Consider the following 17,268-nt stretch of genomic DNA (forward strand, 5'->3'; position numbering starts at 1 on the left):
GCATTGGCCCCGGCAGCGCATCCCCACATCTGCGGAGATGGCCCCTGCTCCGTCCCCTGCTCCCACCCTTCCTAGTCCGGCTCGGGGGCGGGACAGCAGGCAGCTCCGCCGAAGGGCGACGGCGGCTCCTCCCGTCAGCCCCTCCTCCTGCCCCCAACGGCACTGCCCAGCTGAAGCAGCAAGGCTGCCCCCGCGTGGACTGCCTCAAGACCGTCGTACGGTTCGGCAAAGATCTCGGGGTACTCAAGCGAGAACATCCCGTCGAACGCTGGTTCCCCTCAGAGACAGGGACTGCCTCCAAGTACTCGGCGAGCGCAACGCGCAGCCCACGTTCCTCTGTCTCCAGCTCCGCCTCGATCGCGATCCGGATCGGAGCGGGTGCAGCCTGACCTTGGCCGCGCGACCGGTACCGTGGTCACCATGCTCCCGACGGTGATCCCCTGCGGGACGTACCCCAGACGTCAAGGAAATCGCTGGTCCCCGCCTCTGCGGGGGTGGCCCCTGGGGAATCTCATCAAGGATGTGGTCCCCGCGCACGCGGGGTTGGAAAAATCGCGTGGCTCTCTGCTCCTCTGAGGAACCCGCCAATGGATCAACTGGGGGATCTCCTCATCAACCCTCTTCATGAAAGAGCGTCCGGAGGTGCCTGAAGTGCTGGTAACGTAACGTCACCGACCCAGCCATCTGGGTCACAGCAGCAAAATGGGCCGGCCTACGCACCCCTCGGTAAAGGTTCAGCGCAGGTCCGGCCCGTCTCAACTGGCGTCAAGACAAGGGAAGCCTACCGATGAGCCCGAACAACACAGCAGCGCAACCTCCCGAACCGGCGCCGTTACCCGGTGTACTCGCACTGCTCGCAGCCGTCATCGCCGCATGCCCGACCACCCCGTCCGCGCATGCGCCGTGGGTGTGGGTGACCGTCGTGGTGATCGTGGTCCTGGCGCTCCAGTCGAAGACGTTGAAGCGGCGCCTCGCCTGAACTCCGCACTTCTGGGCGGCCGTTCAACCGCGGTTGGACCGGTCGCCCATTTCCCATCCCCGGAGGCTCCTCTCGCCCGAGAGGGGCCTCCGCCCCGGCGCACAGGAAATGGGAGCCATGTCTGAAGCGACCACGGACGCAGATCCTTCGAACAGCCCGTTCCCATGGGGAAATCTGTCCGCCTCCGCCAGATCGGCCTGGGCGAAGTCCGAGTCCAAGTCGGGCGGCTGGCTACCCCTTTGGCGACACCTGGCTGACAGTGGGGCGGCAGCCGATCGCCTCTGGGCGGAATGGGTACCCCGCTCGATCAGGGACCTGGTGGCGGAGGCCTTGCCCGCCGGAGAAGCCGACGCCCGTAAACTCGCCCGCTTCCTTGCGCAGGTCCATGACATAGGCAAGGCATCTCCTGCCTTCGCCTGCCAAGTAGATTCTCTCGCCGACCGAATGCGTGACGCCGGGCTCCAGATGCCGCTCTCCAGTGAGTACGGGCAGGACCGTCGCCTAGCGCCGCACGGTCTCGCCGGGCAACTGCTGCTCCAGGAGTGGATGGCAGAGCGGTTCGGGCTGCGCGGGCGGGTGTCGGGGCAGTTCGCCGTGGTGGTGGGCGGCCATCACGGTACGTTTCCCGAACATCAGCAGATCCATGATCTTCAGCTCCGTCCGCATTTGGTACGGCATCCCGGGCCGAGTGAAGCCGTTTGGCGAGAAGTCCAGTTCGAGTTGATGGACGCCTGCGCCGTCGCGGCGGGCGTCACCGATCGGCTGCCGGAGTGGGGTGACGTACGGCTTCCGCAGCCGGCCCAGGTCGTGCTGACAGCGGTCGTGATCCTCGCGGACTGGATCGCCAGTTCACCCGAGTTGTTTCCCTACGATCCCGAGACCTGGAAGCCGGTGGGGCCGGTGGGGGAGCGGCGCCGACTCGCCGCCGCCTGGGCCGGGTTGGACCTTCTTCCGCCTTGGGCACCGCAGGAGCCCGGACAACCGGCCGACGAGTTGTTCCGACTGCGCTTCCCCCGCCTGAAGGAAGCGGTCATCCGGCCGGTCCAGGCCGAAGCCGTCCGGATGGCCCGGGAAATGCCCGCGCCCGGCATGCTCGTGATCGAGGCGCCGATGGGGGAGGGAAAGACCGAGGCAGCGCTCGCCGCAGCGGAGATTCTTGCCGCGCGGTCCGGTGCGGGCGGTGTGCTGCTGGCGTTGCCGACGCGCGCGACGGGGGACGCCATGTTCCCTCGACTGCTGAAGTGGTTGGAGTGCGTCCCCCACTCCGGCGAGCGAGACACGGGACGGCATTCCGTCGTACTCGCCCATGCCAAGGCCGCGCTCAACGACGTATGGGCGGGCCTCCTGAGTCAAGGCAGGCGAACGATCCTCGCGGTCGATCCGAACGGCCGGGAGCACGAAGAGATCAGTACCCGATATGCCAAGCCGGCCGGATTCCATGCCCATCAGTGGCTGCGGGGCCGTAAGAAGCAGCTGCTGGCCTCGTTCGCGGTGGGAACCATCGACCAGGTGCTGTTCGCCGGGCTGAAGAGCCGGCACCTGATGCTGCGGCATCTGGCGGTGGCGGGCAAAGTCGTCGTGATCGACGAAGTCCACGCCTACGACGCCTACATGGGTCGATATCTGGACCGTGTGCTGGAGTGGCTGGCGGCGTACCGAGTGCCCGTCGTCCTCCTGTCGGCGACGTTGCCGTCTGATCGTCGGCGAGCACTCGTCGCCGCTTACACAGGTTCCTCGGACGACGGAGTGGAAACGGCCCCCGACGCGTACCCGTTGATCACCGCCGCGTCCCCCGGCCGACCCGTGCTCACCGCGCGTCCCCCCGCCGCCTCCGGTCGCCAGGTCGACGTGGCCGTGGAGCGCGTGGACGAGGACCTGGACTCGCTGGCGGATCGCCTGGAACACGAACTGGCCGACGGCGGCTGCGTGCTGGTCGTACGGAACACGGTCGACCGAGTACTGGAGACCGCCGATGTGCTGCGGGCCCGGCTGGGCGACGATGCGGTCACTGTGGCCCACTCCCGTTTCCTCGCGGCGGACCGGGCTGCCAAGGACGCGGACCTGCTGCGGCGGTTCGGCCCGGACGGAGAGCAACGGCCGTATCGGCATGTCGTGGTAGCCAGCCAGGTGGCCGAACAGTCGCTCGACGTGGACTTCGACCTGCTCGTCACCGATATGGCGCCGGTGGACCTGGTGTTGCAGCGGATGGGCCGACTGCACCGGCATACCAGGCGTCGGCCGCCAGGGCTGACACGGGCGCGCTGCCTGATCACGGGCGTGGACTGGGAAGCCGTTCCTCCACAGCCGGTGGCCGGGACCCTCGCCGTCTACCGCAGCGAGTACCCCCTGCTGCGCTCGCTGGCCGTGCTCGGCCCGCACTTGGACGGCCTGGCGCTGGAACTCCCCGGCCTCATCAGCCCGTTGGTGCAGGCCGTCTACGGTGACGAACAGGTCGTCCCCCCACAGTGGGAGCAACGGCAGGAGGAGGCGTACGGCGCTCACCGGCAGCTGCTGGACGAGAAGCGGGACAAGGCCGGGGCCTTTCTGCTGGACTCGGCGCGACGGGCGGGTCGGCCGCTGTACGGGTGGCAGGAGGCCGCCGCCGGTGACGTGGACGACAGCCCCGAGGGTCGTGCGCAAGTACGGGACAGCGAGGACACGTTGGAGGTTCTCGTCGTCCAACGGCAGGCCGACGGGCGACTGACGACCGTGCCGTGGCTGACCGACGACGGGGACGGGAAACGGGGTGGTCTGGAGCTGCCTGTCGACTTCATGCCGAGTCAGCGTGCGTGCAAGGCGGTGGCGGCCAGTGCCCTCACGTTGCCGGGGCGCTTCAGCAAGCGGTACATGATCGATCGAACTATTCCGGAATTGGAGCGGTTTCTGGTCCCAGCCTGGCAGGTCAAGGAGTGTCCTTGGCTCGCTGGGGAGCTGATTCTCGTTCTCGATCCGGATTGTCAGACCTCTCTGGCAGGCTTCGTTCTCACCTACAGCCGTGCGGACGGTCTACGGGTGACGTCCGCCGACGCGCACCCCTCGACCGAGCGGGAGAACGGCGAGCCCGCGGACGGACGGACGAGGACAGAGGGGGAACAGGGTGGGTACGACGAGCAGGTGCTCCCTTCGGGCGGCCAGTGGCTCAGCCAGGTGCCCGAAGGAGAGGTGGAGGCAGGCGCGGTGAGCGAGGAACCCACGGCGGCGTCCGGGCCACCGTCCTTCAACCTGGCCGTCGAGCCGTGGCTGCCCGTCCAGCGCGCGGACGGGACGGTCACGCAGGTCTCCCTCCTCGAACTCTTCGGGCAGGCGGGTTCTCTGCGCCGACTGGTGGGAGACGTACCGACGCAGGAGATCGCCCTGTTGCGGCTGTTGCTCGCCGTCCTCTACGACGCACTGGACGGGCCGGCGGAGGTGGAGGACTGGGAGGACCTGTGGCTGTCGGCCGATCCGTTCGCCGTCGTGGCGGACTACCTCGCTCGCCACCAGGCCCTCTTCGACCTGTTCGATCCTGAGCGACCCTTCTACCAGGTTGCCGGCTTGCACACCGCGAAGAACGACGTCGCGCCGCTCAGCCGGATCGTCGCGGACGTCCCGGTGGGCGAGCCCTTCTTCGCCATGCGCCGTCCGGGCGTCGAGGCGCTGACGTACGCGGAGGCCGCCCGCTGGCTGGTGCACGCCCACGCCTTCGACACGTCCGGCATCAAGTCCGCGATGGCGGGTGACGTACGGGCGAAGGCGGGGAAGGTCTATCCGCTCGGGGTGGGGTCGCTGGGTCATCTCGGCGGAGTGTTCGCCGAGGGCGCGACCCTCCGGGAGACGCTCCTGCTCAACCTCATCGCCCTGGAGGAGCCGGAGGCCGGCTTCGACGACCGGACAGTGAAGGACCTGCCGGTCTGGCGGCGGCCGGAGCCTCTCGGGGCCGGCGAGCGCGAGAACCCCGACGGCCGATCAGGTCCCGCCGGTCTTCGGGACCTCTACACCTGGCAGTCCCGCCGCCTCCGACTGCACACGGAGGCCGGGGTCGTGACCGGCGTGGTCCTCGGTTACGGAGATCCACTCGTGCTCTCCGCCCCGTGGAAGAGCGAGCCGATGTCGCATTGGCGGCGCAGCGAGGCCCAAGAGAAGAAGCAGGGGCGTTCGCGCGTCTACACGCCGTTGCGGCACGACCCGAGCAGAGCGGCCTGGCGGGGGCTGGAGACGCTGCTCCCGGCTCGTCGGCAGGCGTCCGACGGCGGCCGGCGCGGCGAACCGGACCGTGTCCTGCGCTCCGGGGTCGCCCGTTGGTTCACCAAGGTGATCACCACGAGCGAGATCCATGCGGGCACACTCGTGCGGCTCCGCCTGGTGGGCGCGGTGTACGGCACCCAGCAGTCGGTGGTGGACGAGATCATGGACGACTCCGTGGTCCTGCCCATCATCACCCTGCACGAGACGAACCAGCTCTACGGAGCGGCGGCCGTCGACGCCGTGAGCGACGCGGAGAACGCCGTCACCGCCCTGGGCCACCTCGCCGGCAATCTGGCCCGCGCCGCCGGTACCGATCCGACGACTCCCCTTGAGGCCGCCCGTGACCTGGGTTTCGGCACCTTGGACGGGCCGTACCGGGCGTGGCTGAGGGATCTGCTCTCCTTCCCCGACCTGGAAACGGCACGCCGGGAGTGGAGAGCCACCGTCCGCCGTCACGTCCTGCGGCTCGGTCAGCAGGTCCTCGACTCCGCCGGGCCCGCCGCTGACGAGGGCCGGCTGACCGATCTCCCCGGCCTCGGCAGCCGGCTGATGGATGCCGGCCGGGCCGACCGTTTCTTCCGTCTGCGACTCCACAAGGTCCTGGGCCCATCGACTCCCCCGGGTCCTCCACCCCATTCCGCCGAGCGTACGGAGAGCGCTTCATGAGCACGACCACTCAGGCGGCCGGTTCCCGAGACGACCGTGAGCGGGTCTCCCTCGTCGAAGAGGCCACCCGAACCACGGTGCTGCGGTTGCAGGGCGGCTATCGCAGAGACAACGTGGCCGCCGTGGCCGCCGTGGCGCGGCTACGGCGTGAAGCCGGCCGCGAGCCCCACGCGTCGCCCACCAGTTGGGGACTCGACGATCTGGAAGCACTGACCAGACTCCGCGAGAAACAGGCTGAGGAGAACGACGACACCGAGCGCTACCTCGTATCGCGCAAGCGGCATGAACGCGAAGCGCAAGTGGAGCGCGAGGACCGGGCGGTGCACCTGGCCGTGACCCTGTGGGCTCTCCACCAGCAGTCGTTGCGCGAGGAAGCCATGCATGTCCACGGCTGGTCACTGGGCCGCGCCGTACGGCAGCTCGCCCAGGACAAACAGGCGAAGCAGGAGAAGCCCGAAGCGCCCGCTGAGGAAGAGCAGCGGGAGGGGGAACAGCAGGGAGCGGTCGAGGACGTCAGCCCCACCATCCGAAAGCGCTTCGTACGCCTGGGTACTTCCTCCGACATCGACATCTTGGGCCGCCGTCTGCGCGAGATGGTGCTGCTGCTGCGAGAAGCGCGCATCCCTCTGGACTACGGGCGGCTCGCCGGCGAACTCGACCGTTGGCAGGACGAGGGGGAACGGGCCGGTGTCCGACGAGCCTGGGGGCGCGAATTCCACCGCGTGTACAGAGCGGCCGCATCGGATGACGACGAGGCCAAGCCCCAACCGCCCGCACCGCCCGGCGACCCCGTGGCCGACGACGCGGGCGAGTGACCCAAGCAGACATAGTTGACCGAGAAGAACGGAATCACGGTGACCCGCACCATCCTCGATGTTCATATCCTCCAGGTGGTCCCGCCCAGCAACCTGAACCGCGACGACACGGGAACGCCGAAATCGGCTTACTACGGCGGCGTTCGGCGAGCACGGGTATCGAGCCAGGCATGGAAACGTGCGACCCGAAATGCGTTCAACGAACTGCTGCCTCCCGAGGAACTCGGCGTCCGGTCCAAGAAGCTCACCGCGGAGCTGGCGGAGCGGATCATCGCCAAAAGCAAGTCCTCGAATTCTTTGAAGGCAATGGAGTTGTCCGTCGCCACCCTGTTGGCCGCCGAAACGTTGAGGGCGGCGACCGGCTCCAAGATCGATGCCCCGAAGCGGAAGGCGAAGGACGGCGAGGAGTCGACCGCGGCGCCGGTCTCCTCGTATCTGATGTTCCTGAGCAGGCGGCAGTTGGATGCTCTCGCCGACCTCGCGATCGAGCACAGCGGTCCGGAGGGTGACCTCAAAGTCCTCAAGAACTATCTGAAGGACAACAAGTCCCTGGCCAGGCAAGCCGTGGACGCCCGCCACTCGGTGGACATCGCGCTCTTCGGACGCATGGTCGCCGATTCCGCCGACCTCAATGTGGAGGCCGCGACGCAGGTGGCCCACGCCATCAGCGTCCATAAGTCGGATATCGAGTCGGACTACTACACGGCGGTGGACGACCTCAGCAGAGATGACGAGTCCGGCGCCGGAATGATCGGCACCATCGACTTCAACTCCGCGACCCTGTACCGCTACGCGGCCGTGGACGTCGACGAGTTGCAGCGCAACCTCGGTCTCGGACTCCGGGAGAACGAGACGCCGAGCACCCCTGTGGAGAAGGCGGTCGTCGCATTCCTGGATGCGTTCATCACCTCCCTTCCGACCGGAAAGATCAACACCTTCGGCAACCACACCCTGCCCTCCGCCGTGATCGTGAAGCTGCGTGACCGACGGCCGGTGAGCTTCGTCAGCGCATTCGAGGAACCCGTGCCGCAGGGATCGAAGGGCGGATACCTCCGGCAGAGCTGTCACCAACTCGCCGAACACGTAGAGAACTTGGAGAGGCAGTACGGCATCGAGACGCCCGAGGCACACGCCTGGGTCTTCCGCGTCGGCAACGAGACCGAGGCGCTCGCTTCCCTCGGCCGACAGGTCTCCCTGGACGTTCTGCTGCGAGAAGTACGTGCGGCGGTGGCACAGCGGCTGGCACCCGGAGCAAGCGCATGACCGTGCTACTGCTGCGGCTCGCCGGCCCCCTCCAGTCCTGGGGTTCGTCAGCCCGCTTCGCCCGCCGCAGCACCGAGAACGCCCCCACCAAGAGCGGCGTGCTCGGCCTGCTCGCCTCCGCCGAGGGCCGCCCCCGCGGAGCGGACCTCTCCGACCTGGCCGCGCTGCGGTTCGGCGTACGGATCGATCAACCCGGTTCCAGGATGCGGGACTTCCACACCGCCCACCACGCCGACACCGGCAAGTCCATGCCACTGTCCCAACGGTTCTATCTCGCCGACGCCGTGTTCGTGGCCGGCGTCGAGGGCGATCACGCACTGCTGTGGAGCCTGTACAACGCCGTATGCGCACCCCGCTTCCTGCCGTACCTCGGCCGACGTTCCTGTCCCCCCTCACGCCCCCTCGACCTGGGTCAGCCGCTGCCGGACACGGACCTGGAGGAGGCGCTGCGCACCGCTCCCTGGCAGGCGTCCCACTGGTATCGACGGCGTGCTCGACGCGGCAGGGACGGCGGACCGACGGCGCTGGATCTGCTGATCGACTGCCCTCCGGCCGACGTACCGCATCTGTCCCTACGGGACACCCCGGTGAGCTTCGACCCCAGGCACCGGCAGTACGCGCTGCGCGGCGTCATCACCGGCCATGTCGACGTACCGGCTCCCGCGTCGGAAGCCGCCCCGCCGTCCCACGACCCGACCACCGTCCTACGCCCCCTCGCCCCTCCCAGAAGCATCACGCCCGCCCCGAGGACCAGCTGATGTACCTGACCCGCTTCCGTATCAACACCGCACGGGCCGGCGCGCGTCGGCTGCTCGGCTCGCCGAACTTCATGCACGGCGCCGTGAACATGGCCTTCCCCGAACCGCCGGCCCGGGACGGGATCGAGCCGCGCGTGCTGTGGCGGGTGGACCCGGCCGCCGCAGGCCGCGCCGACCTGCTCATCGTCAGCCCCGAACGACCCGACCTGACCCACCTCGTCGAGGAAGCGGGGTGGCCCGGCCTGCCGGAACCCGGCTGGACGACCTTCGCCTACGACGAGTTCCTCGACCACATCGCACCGGGCAGCACCTGGGGTTTCCGGCTCACCGCCAACCCGGTGCGCAACATCCGCAGGCCGGAGGATTCCAGGGACACCCCGACGAAGCGGGCCGCGCACGTCACCCCCCGCCACCAGATCGGCTGGCTGCTCCAACGGCAGGAACGCGCGGGCTTCGAGGTGGTGGAGACTCCCGCCGAACGCCGGCTGACCGAGCACGGCAACCAGCACGAAGTGATCGTGCACGACCGGTACCCCTTGCAGTTCCACAAGAGCGGCTCAGCGACCGCCGACCGCAAGCCGGTCCGCTTCACCCGGGTCACCTTCGACGGCCGACTGCGCGTCACCGACACCAAAGCCTTTCGCCGCACCCTCACCAACGGACTGGGCAAAGCCAAGGCCTACGGGTGCGGCCTGATGACCCTCGCCCCCCTCCAGCCCTCATGAGCACCATCGGCCGACGCAGCACCGCCACGCCCAGGGAACTCACCCGGGTCGGAGACCGCGTCTCCTTCATCTACCTGGAACGCTGCACCGTCCACCGCGAGGACAACGCGATCACGGCCACGGACGCGGACGGCGTCACGCACATCCCCTCCGCAACCATCGGGACACTCCTCCTGGGCCCCGGCACCCGCATCACCCACCAGGCCATGTCCGTCCTCGGGGAGTGCGGAGCAGGCGTGACCTGGGTCGGCGAGCACGGCGTGCGCTTCTACGCCGGAGGCCGCGCTCTCACCCGCTCCAGCCATCTCGTCGAGGCACAGGCCACGGCCTGGGCCAACCGCCGTACCCGCCTCGATGTCGCCCGCGCCATGTACCGGCTCCGCTTCCCCGGCGACGACCCCTCGACCCGAACCCGGCAGCAACTGCTCAGCATGGAAGGCCGCCGGGTCAAGGAGTGCTACCAACGCGAATCAGCCCGCACCGGGGTCCCCTGGCGCCGACGCGACTACCACCACGGCGACTTCGACGCCGGTGACCCCGCCAACCAAGCCGTCACCGCCGCCGCCCAGTGCATGTACGGCATCGCCCACGCCGTGGTGGCGGCACTCGGCTGTGCTCCCGGACTCGGCTTCGTGCACTCAGGGCACGAACGCTCCTTCGTCCTCGATGTCGCCGACCTCTACAAGACCGACATCGCCATCCCGGCCGCTTTCGACGCAGCCGCCCACGACGAGCAGGACGTCGCCACCCGCACCCGACGTGCTCTCAGGGACCGCATCAACGCCACCAGCCTGCTGGACCGCTGCGTCCAGGACATCAAGGGCCTCCTCGCCCACCACACCACCGAGCCACCGCAGGACACGGCAGACAGTGTGAGCCTCCAGTCGGACGGCGATCTGCTGGTCGCCGGCGGACGCAATTACGGCCACGCCCCGCCAGAGAGCCCGTCCGCGGAGAACCTGACCGCGGAGAACCCCACCTGGGAGGAGCCCATCTGGTGACGGTCATCGTCCTCGCCAACTGCCCCGCCGGCCTTCGAGGGTTCCTCACCCGCTGGCTCCTGGAAATCTCCCCCGGTGTCTTCCTCGGCTCCCCCACCGCCCGGGTACGCGACATCCTCTGGGAGGAAGTCCGCCAGTACCGCGGCAAAGGCCGAGCCCTCCTCGCCTACCAGACCGACAACGAGCAAGGCTTCACCTTCGCCACCCATGAACACGCCTGGCGCCCGAAGGACCACGAGGGCCTCGTCCTCCTCCACCGCCCGTCCCAGCAAGCACCGTCCACCAGAGCCACGTCTCCGAACCCACCGCGCCAGGGTTGGAGCAAGGCAGCCAAGAGACGGAACTTCGGAAACCGGTAAGCGCTGTTCCGCTTGCGTCCACTTCACCCACCCCGAGTAGGCGATATATCCGTTTCCCAAGAAGTAAGCAAAATCCACCCACTCCCCAAAAAAGACCCAGCCCACGGCCTGTGATCCCCGCACCTGCGGGGGTGGTCCCTTCTGGTTGCGTGTTTTTAGAGGATGGCGGTCGTGATCCCCGCACCTGCGGGGGTGGTCCCCACCGGGCCTCCGCGATCTCCGAAAGGGCGGCGTGATCCCCGCACCTGCGGGGGTGGTCCCCGTTGATCACCCGGAAATTAGGGTTGTCGCCCGTGATCCCCGCACCTGCGGGGCCCCGCATCCTGGAGGTCTCGCACTAGAGCCACTTCGATCGCCGAGCCCGAGGAAACTCACGGCTGAGTAGCTATCTGGGTCGACACACGCCTCCGCCAGGACACCGATGCCAACTCCGGTTGCTGACCCTATGCCGCGGCCCGGGCCGCCTGCCCGCAGGCGTGCCCCACCGCAGTCGCTTCCGGCATCGGGAACCGGACGACATCGATACGGGCGCGATACCGCCCCGGCTCGGGGAGCCATCACTTGCCGGTTGGAGGAACTATTCAGTGTGGTCAGAGAAGAGTGACCGAGACGCGACGGAGCCGACGGTTCCCGCGCAAGGTAGAACCGGCCGTGGGCGCCTCGGACGCCGGCGCACAGCCGCCAACCGGACCGTGGAGAAGGATCTGCACCGTCTGATACGGCGTGAGCTGCAAGACCTGGGGGGGCGTACTCCCCCGCTCGACGTCGAAGAACTCTGCCAGGCGCTCAGCCGACGGCGCGGGCGCCCCCTGTACCTGCGGGAGGCTCCCCTGCCGAAGCCGGGGCCCTCGGGGATGTGGGTCGAGTACGAGGCTTCGACGTGATCCTGTACCAGCAGGAGACGAGCCGCCTCCATCAAGATCACATCGTTCTCCACGAGGTGGGTCACATCCTCGTCGCGGAGAACGAGCGGGCCGCGCAGAAGACCGGAGTCGGGCAGTCGGAAGAGGTCTGCTGTCGGGCCACGTCAGGAGATCGAGGCACAGGCCGCCGCCAACGTTCCCCGGTTCGCGTTCGGCGGAACCGTTCTGCCGGGCCTGATCGACGCGCACGTCCACCTCGTCTTCGACGGCGACCCCGATCCGCTGTCCACCCTCCAGAACTCGACGGACGAAGCCCTGCTGGATAGACATGCGCCACCGTGCCGAGCAGCTCCTGCACAGCGGTGTCACCACGGCTCGTGACCTCGGTGACCACGGCGGGCCGGCGCTTCGCCTGGCTGCGGAGGTCAGCGACCGCCGGACGCCGGGCCCGACGATCGTGTCCGCGGGCACGCCCGCGACCACCGTGGGCGGGCGCTGCCACTTCCTCGGCGGCGAGGTCTCCGGCGAAGCCGAGATCCGCGACCTCGTCCGCCGCGACCGCGCAGCGGGGGCCGGGGTCATCAAGGCCATGTCACCGGCGGCGGCCTGACAAAGGACGGCCCCAAGAGCCACCAGTCCCAGTTCACCGCAGAGGAACTGGCAGCTCTGGTGGACGAAGTCCACACAGCAGGCGTCCCGTCGCGGCCCACGCGCACGGCGCCGACGGCATCACCACGGTCGTGGAAGCCGGGGTCGACACGATCGAGCACTGCACGTGGATGACCGACGGTGGCCTCGCCTTCCGGCCCGAGGTGGTGGAACAGATCATCGACCTGGGCATCTCCGTCTGCCCGGCGGTCAGCCCGCACTGGCAGACACTGCCCCGCTTCTTCGGCGAGGAACGCGCCGCCGCGATGTTCGACCTGGTCCGGCAGATGGCCGACGCAGGCGTACACCTGGTAGCCGGAACCGACGCCGGCGTGCAACGCGCGGGCTTCGACGGCCTGGTCCCGGCCCTGTCGTTCTACTCCCACCTGGGCCTGGACAACACCTCGATCATCGGCATGGCCACATCCGAAGCGGCAACAGCGCTGGGACTGGGCTCCACCACGGGACGGATCGCCCCCGGCTACCGCGCGGACCTCCTCGTCGTCGACGGACCCGCTCACGGACCTCAACGCCCTGAAGAACGTCCGGACCGTGTTCGCCGCCGGTCTGCGCAACAACCCCCACTCGGCGGCCGAGTAGAAGCCGCTGTCCAGCGCCCCTGTTCCTGCGTCTCCCTATGCCCTGACCGGCTTCAACCCCCGTCGTGCGATCCCGAAGACACCGGCGTAGCGGCCCCACGGGGCACGCCCGAGGAGGCCGATTACGCGCGCTGGATCAGGCCCGGCGGGCATCCGGCGGCTGTGGGCCGCCGGATGCCCGGTGTTGCTGTGCCCGGCTGGTGGGCGGGGTTACCAGCTGATGACGACCTCCCCGTTGGCTCCCGGGTATCCCCTGCCGCCCTGGCCGCCGGTCCTTCCCTTGGTGGGGTCGTCAGCGCCGCCGCCCAGTCCTCCGTTGCTCTCGTAGAAGGACGTCCCGCCGTCGCCGCCGATGCCGACCCTGGTGATCGACCACAGCTTCACCCCACCCGCGAGGGACATCTTCGCCTTTTCACCCAGCGTGAGACGGTAGTGGCCGCGCTTGCCGCCCGCACCGCCGTCACCGCCGTCACCGATTCCCGGCCTGATGACGGGCTTTCCGGGAGTTCCGGGGAAGCCCTCCTTGCCTCCCGCGGCATACTTGGAACTCGTTCCGTCCACGCAGTTGGCGGGTGCGGGCGCACCTCCGCCTCCCTTGCCCACGGTGGTAGCCGGCTGCCCCTGCTTGGTGCCGCTGCTGTCGCCGCCTCCGCCGCCGGTTCCGGGCTGGCCGGGCTTGCCGCCCTTGCCGCCGGCCGTCGCGGCCACGACGGTCGCGGCAGAACCGGTCGCCTTGTTCAGCACGCTCTGGCCCCCCGCCCCGCCTTCCTTGCCGGGCTTGCCCTTGCTGCCTGCTTTGCCGTCGGCGCCCCAGTAGTTGCCGCCGATGGAGCCGCCGGCTCCTCCCGCCACGGCGGCACCGCCCGTACCGCCCTTACCCGCTGTGGCGGTGAACACCTGGCCGGGTGTCACCTTCAGATAGCAGCGCTGGAAGGCCGCGCCCCCGCCTGCGCCACCGCCGCTGCCACCCCCGCCGATCCCGCCGTTCACGCCGGCTCCGGAGCCGGAGAAGAGAGTCCTGCTGCCGCGCTCCCCGCCACCGCCGCCTCCCTGGCTCCCGGCGCTCGCGCCCCCACCTCCGGCGCCCCAGAGATAGACGACGATGTGATCCACCCCCGCAGGCACCGTCCACTGCTTCTTACCGTCCTTGACCAGGACGACCAGATGACCGTGAGCCGCGGGCGCGGCCCCGGCCGGAGAGCCCAGAGGCACCGTCATCACCGCCGCACCCGACATCGCCGCGAGTCCCATGGCCAGCCTGTGTGATCGCTTCACCGATCGCTCCGTTCGCTTCGAGTACCGCAGGGCTATCCGCGACGACGCGAAACGGGCGGGAGACAAGCCGCAGGAAACTCGCGATCCATCCCGCGCATCACCCGACCGGATCACCACACCGGCGCACGCCTTCCCGGGGTCATCACCAGGGACGGATCACTGCCGATCTGGTACCGGAGGCACCACTTCCTGCTAGAAGCACTGTTCGACAACGACGCCGAGCAGCTCGCGGAGTTGCTGGGCGTGCACGCAGGTGAAGCCTCCACGAGGCGCCGGACGACCAGGCACGTTCGCCAGGAAGACGGCGCTGCTCCACCCCCGCTGCTCGGCAGCCGGCGCCAGGCAATACACGGCTACGATCCGCAGCAACTGGGCCGCGCTGAGCTGGAGATCGAGGTTCATGCCCGGTACGGCGACGTGCAGCACGTTGGCGTCGAGGGCGCCTCCCTCACCAGCTTCTGCACTTCGTCCGGGTATCCCCCTGGATGCCCGTCAGCCGTTCAATGCGGGTCGGCGCAAAGCGCTCAAACATTGGTTCCGGCCTGCGCAAGTCGGCGGCGAACCCGTGCCCTCGCACCCACCCCGGGTGGCCACCGTTGCCGGTCTCCGTTCGCCAGGTCCCGGAGGCGCTCAGCCGCTGTCTCGTCGTCGAAGACCTCTGGCTTCTGCTGGTGTTCCGCGCCCCGTCGGCCCGCCCAGCACGGTGAAGCTCGCCGTCTCGCCCCTTTTGCCACGCTTCTTGATGGATGCCGTGCGGGGACCGTATGACAGATCGGCGTTGACACGGCGGTGACGTTATCAACGCAGAGAGGTCCCCTGACCAGCGTTTCCGCTGGTCAGGGGACCTCTATTGATGTGGAGCCTAGGGGAGTCGAACCCCTGACATCTGCCATGCAAAGACAGCGCTCTACCAACTGAGCTAAGGCCCCGAGCCACAGCGTCCACCCCGGGAGGGAACCCGCCGGTGAACACCGAGGACAAGACTACCGGGTCCACTGGGGGATCTCGCAAAAGCATTGGGGCTCCCCGCGCACGACCACGCTCCGTAAGATGCTCGGCGTGGTTCGCGGCAGCGAACCACAGTACTTGGGGAAGCGATGGGGAGACGCAATGGACGCCGCACAGCAGGAAGCGACCGCAAGAGCGCGGGAACTGCAGCGGAACTGGTACGGAGAGCCACTGGGGGCGCTCTTCCGTAAGCTCATCGACGATCTTGGTCTCAACCAGGCTCGTCTCGCGGGGGTGTTGGGTCTGTCCGCTCCGATGCTGTCACAGCTGATGAGCGGTCAGCGCGCGAAGATCGGCAACCCGGCCGTCGTACAGCGGGTGCAGCTGCTCCAGGACCTGGCGGGGCAGGTCGCGGACGGCAGCGTCAGCGCGGCCGAGGCCACCGACCGCATGGACGAGATCAAGAAGTCGCAAGGAGGCTCGGTGCTGAGCAACACCACGACCACGACGAGCAGTTCAGGTGCTCCGACGGTCAAGCGGGTGGTCCGCGAGATCCAGTCGCTGCTGCGGTCGGTGGCCGCCGCGGGCGACATCATCGACGCGGCGGACACACTCGCCCCGGCCCACCCGGAACTCGCCGAGTTCCTCCGGGTCTACGGCGCCGGCCGCACCTCGGACGCCGTCGCGCACTACCAGTCCCACCAGAACTAACGTCCGGGGTCCGGTCGCCGAAGGGGGTTCGGCGACCGGGGCACGGGCGAGAAGGGCGCGGGGGCGCCCACGGGGACGTATCACTCATCACGTTGTCACCGCCGTACGGGAGTCGTTTCGCCCGTCGCGGGGGAAGCAAGGAGGTAACCGAAGGGGGAGGAGCGACGCACGGTCATGGGTGAGGTCTTCGCCGGCCGGTACGAACTGGTCGACCCGATCGGACGGGGCGGGGTAGGCGCCGTCTGGCGTGCCTGGGACCACCGTCGGCGCCGTTATGTGGCCGCCAAGGTGCTCCAGCAGCGGGACGCGCACTCGCTGCTGCGGTTCGTCCGCGAGCAGGCTCTGCGCATCGACCACCCTCATGTGCTCGCTCCGGCCAGCTGGGCCGCCGACGACGACCAGGTCCTGTTCACCATGGACCTGGTCGCCGGCGGCTCGCTGGTCCACCTGGTGGGGGACTACGGTCCGCTGCCGCCCGGTGTCGTGTGCACGCTCCTCGACCAGCTCCTCGCGGGCCTGTCCGCCGTCCACGCGGAAGGCGTCGTGCACCGGGACGTCAAGCCCGCCAACGTCCTCCTCGAAGCCACCGGCACGGCCCGCCCACGACTGCGCCTGTCCGACTTCGGCATCGCGATGCGGATGGGCGAACCGCGGCTGACGGAGACCAACCTCGTCGTCGGCACGCCGGGTTACCTCGCCCCCGAGCAGATGATGGGCGGCGAACCCGACTTCCCGGCCGACCTGTTCGCCGTCGGCCTGGTCGCGCTGTACCTCCTGGAGGGCGCCAAGCCGGACGCCAAGGCACTCGTGCAGCACTTCCTCACGCACGGCACCCCGGGCGCCCCCAAGGGCATCCCCGAGCCGCTCTGGCAGGTCGTGGCGTCGTTGCTGCAACCCGACCCGCACGCCCGCTTCCGCACGGCCACCGGGGCGCGCAAGGCCCTCGCCGCGGCCACCGAACTCCTCCCGGCCCCCGGCCCCGACGACGAACTGATCGAGATCTTCGACCAACTCGGCCCGCTGCCCAGGGGATTCACCGCCCAGGGCCCCTTGAACCGAGCGGCGGGCCTCAAGAACCCACCCACCCGGAAGAACGACAACGAGGTCCCCGGCGCACCCCCGTCCCCCCTCCCGATGCCGGACACGCCCCCGCCTGACCTGCCCATGTCGGACACCGGCAGCTTCCACCTGCCACCCCCACGGCCGACGCCCCCCGCGCCGCCGGCCCAGCCCCTCCCCCCGGCGCTCCCCTACCACCACCCCGACGCCCCCACCGCGTCCTACACCGCCACAGCCCCGCCCCCCACCACGGACACCCCGCGCCGAAGCCACCGCGCCCGCCGCCACGGCCCGCCCGCCAAGGCCGCCGTCCCCCTCTTACTCCTGGCACTGGCCTGCTACGCCGTTGGCATCTGGGCCCTGACCCACCTCTGA

The 17,268-nt window shown here is 69.1% G+C and carries 13 protein-coding genes, 1 tRNA gene, 1 pseudogene and 1 CRISPR repeat array; of the genes and pseudogenes, 12 read left to right on the forward strand and 3 right to left on the reverse strand.

Annotation, left to right across the window (positions count from 1 at the left end; translation table 11 throughout):
- Window positions 1–787 precede the first annotated feature (787 nt).
- From ACIQOU_RS09810 to ACIQOU_RS09855, 10 genes and pseudogenes are all read left to right on the forward strand, one after another.
- Window positions 788–979 carry a hypothetical protein gene (locus ACIQOU_RS09810; protein ID WP_401535612.1) on the forward strand — a complete coding sequence of 64 codons (192 nt, stop codon included), beginning with the start codon at window positions 788–790 and terminating at the stop codon, window positions 977–979.
- Window positions 980–1,096: 117 nt separating this feature from the next.
- On the forward strand, window positions 1,097–5,869 hold the full coding sequence (gene casA, locus ACIQOU_RS09815; protein ID WP_401535613.1) for a type I-E CRISPR-associated protein Cse1/CasA: 4,773 nt from the start codon (window positions 1,097–1,099) through the stop codon (window positions 5,867–5,869).
- A complete protein-coding gene (casB, locus tag ACIQOU_RS09820) occupies window positions 5,866–6,684 on the forward strand; it encodes a type I-E CRISPR-associated protein Cse2/CasB (protein WP_401535614.1) in 819 nt (272 codons plus the stop codon). The genes casA and casB overlap by 4 nt, the downstream gene beginning before the upstream one ends.
- 39 nt (window positions 6,685–6,723) lie before the next feature.
- Window positions 6,724–7,947, forward strand: a complete 1,224-nt coding sequence (gene cas7e / locus ACIQOU_RS09825) for a type I-E CRISPR-associated protein Cas7/Cse4/CasC (protein WP_401535615.1) — start codon at window positions 6,724–6,726, stop codon at window positions 7,945–7,947.
- The gene (gene cas5e, locus ACIQOU_RS09830) at window positions 7,944–8,705 is read left to right on the forward strand and encodes a type I-E CRISPR-associated protein Cas5/CasD (RefSeq protein WP_401535616.1); all 762 of its coding nucleotides are present in this window, start codon (window positions 7,944–7,946) and stop codon (window positions 8,703–8,705) included. Before cas7e ends, cas5e begins: the two co-directional genes overlap by 4 nt.
- A complete protein-coding gene (gene cas6e / locus ACIQOU_RS09835) occupies window positions 8,705–9,430 on the forward strand; it encodes a type I-E CRISPR-associated protein Cas6/Cse3/CasE (protein WP_401535617.1) in 726 nt (241 codons plus the stop codon). The genes cas5e and cas6e overlap by 1 nt, the downstream gene beginning before the upstream one ends.
- Window positions 9,427–10,431: a type I-E CRISPR-associated endonuclease Cas1e gene (gene cas1e, locus ACIQOU_RS09840; protein ID WP_401535618.1), complete on the forward strand. Its 1,005-nt coding sequence runs from the start codon at window positions 9,427–9,429 to the stop codon at window positions 10,429–10,431. The genes cas6e and cas1e overlap by 4 nt, the downstream gene beginning before the upstream one ends.
- On the forward strand, window positions 10,428–10,790 hold the full coding sequence (gene cas2e / locus ACIQOU_RS09845; protein ID WP_401535619.1) for a type I-E CRISPR-associated endoribonuclease Cas2e: 363 nt from the start codon (window positions 10,428–10,430) through the stop codon (window positions 10,788–10,790). The genes cas1e and cas2e overlap by 4 nt, the downstream gene beginning before the upstream one ends.
- A 109-nt stretch (window positions 10,791–10,899) precedes the next feature.
- Window positions 10,900–11,113: direct repeats of the CRISPR family, unit length 31 nt; unit sequence CGTGATCCCCGCACCTGCGGGGGTGGTCCCC.
- Window positions 11,114–11,981: 868 nt separating this feature from the next.
- Entirely contained in the window at window positions 11,982–12,263 is a 282-nt protein-coding gene (locus tag ACIQOU_RS09850) for a hypothetical protein (RefSeq protein ID WP_401535621.1), read from the forward strand.
- Between the two features lie 130 nt (window positions 12,264–12,393).
- Window positions 12,394–12,771: pseudogene (locus ACIQOU_RS09855) on the forward strand (amidohydrolase family protein); the annotation flags it as partial.
- A gap of 339 nt (window positions 12,772–13,110) precedes the next feature.
- Here ACIQOU_RS09855 and ACIQOU_RS09860 read toward each other — a convergent pair.
- The 3 genes from ACIQOU_RS09860 to ACIQOU_RS09870 form a co-directional block, all read right to left on the reverse strand.
- Window positions 13,111–14,175 carry a hypothetical protein gene (locus ACIQOU_RS09860; protein ID WP_401535827.1) on the reverse strand — a complete coding sequence of 355 codons (1,065 nt, stop codon included), beginning with the start codon at window positions 14,173–14,175 and terminating at the stop codon, window positions 13,111–13,113.
- A 192-nt stretch (window positions 14,176–14,367) separates the two neighbouring features.
- Complete coding sequence (locus tag ACIQOU_RS09865) at window positions 14,368–14,577, reverse strand: hypothetical protein (RefSeq protein ID WP_401535622.1); 210 nt, start codon at window positions 14,575–14,577, stop codon at window positions 14,368–14,370.
- Between the two features lie 454 nt (window positions 14,578–15,031).
- Window positions 15,032–15,104: transfer RNA gene (locus ACIQOU_RS09870), tRNA-Ala, on the reverse strand.
- Window positions 15,105–15,285: 181 nt separating this feature from the next.
- Here ACIQOU_RS09870 and ACIQOU_RS09875 point away from each other — a divergent pair.
- Both ACIQOU_RS09875 and ACIQOU_RS09880 read left to right on the forward strand, forming a co-directional pair.
- Complete coding sequence (locus tag ACIQOU_RS09875; RefSeq protein ID WP_401535624.1) at window positions 15,286–15,834, forward strand: helix-turn-helix domain-containing protein; 549 nt, start codon at window positions 15,286–15,288, stop codon at window positions 15,832–15,834.
- A 174-nt stretch (window positions 15,835–16,008) separates the two neighbouring features.
- Window positions 16,009–17,268: a serine/threonine-protein kinase gene (locus tag ACIQOU_RS09880; protein ID WP_401535625.1), complete on the forward strand. Its 1,260-nt coding sequence runs from the start codon at window positions 16,009–16,011 to the stop codon at window positions 17,266–17,268.

This window comes from Streptomyces sp. NPDC091279, assembly GCF_044757465.1.
Lineage (GTDB): Bacteria > Actinomycetota > Actinomycetes > Streptomycetales > Streptomycetaceae > Streptomyces.

Coding starts and splice junctions, on each gene's coding strand:
- ACIQOU_RS09810 (WP_401535612.1), top strand. CDS start 788: ATGAGCCCGAACAACACAGCAGCGCAACCTCCCGAACCGGCGCCGTTA.
- casA (WP_401535613.1), top strand. CDS start 1,097: ATGTCTGAAGCGACCACGGACGCAGATCCTTCGAACAGCCCGTTCCCA.
- casB (WP_401535614.1), top strand. CDS start 5,866: ATGAGCACGACCACTCAGGCGGCCGGTTCCCGAGACGACCGTGAGCGG.
- cas5e (WP_401535616.1), top strand. CDS start 7,944: ATGACCGTGCTACTGCTGCGGCTCGCCGGCCCCCTCCAGTCCTGGGGT.
- cas6e (WP_401535617.1), top strand. CDS start 8,705: ATGTACCTGACCCGCTTCCGTATCAACACCGCACGGGCCGGCGCGCGT.
- cas1e (WP_401535618.1), top strand. CDS start 9,427: ATGAGCACCATCGGCCGACGCAGCACCGCCACGCCCAGGGAACTCACC.
- ACIQOU_RS09850 (WP_401535621.1), top strand. CDS start 11,982: ATGCGCCACCGTGCCGAGCAGCTCCTGCACAGCGGTGTCACCACGGCT.
- ACIQOU_RS09865 (WP_401535622.1), bottom strand. CDS start 14,577: ATGAACCTCGATCTCCAGCTCAGCGCGGCCCAGTTGCTGCGGATCGTA.
- ACIQOU_RS09875 (WP_401535624.1), top strand. CDS start 15,286: ATGGACGCCGCACAGCAGGAAGCGACCGCAAGAGCGCGGGAACTGCAG.
- ACIQOU_RS09880 (WP_401535625.1), top strand. CDS start 16,009: ATGGGTGAGGTCTTCGCCGGCCGGTACGAACTGGTCGACCCGATCGGA.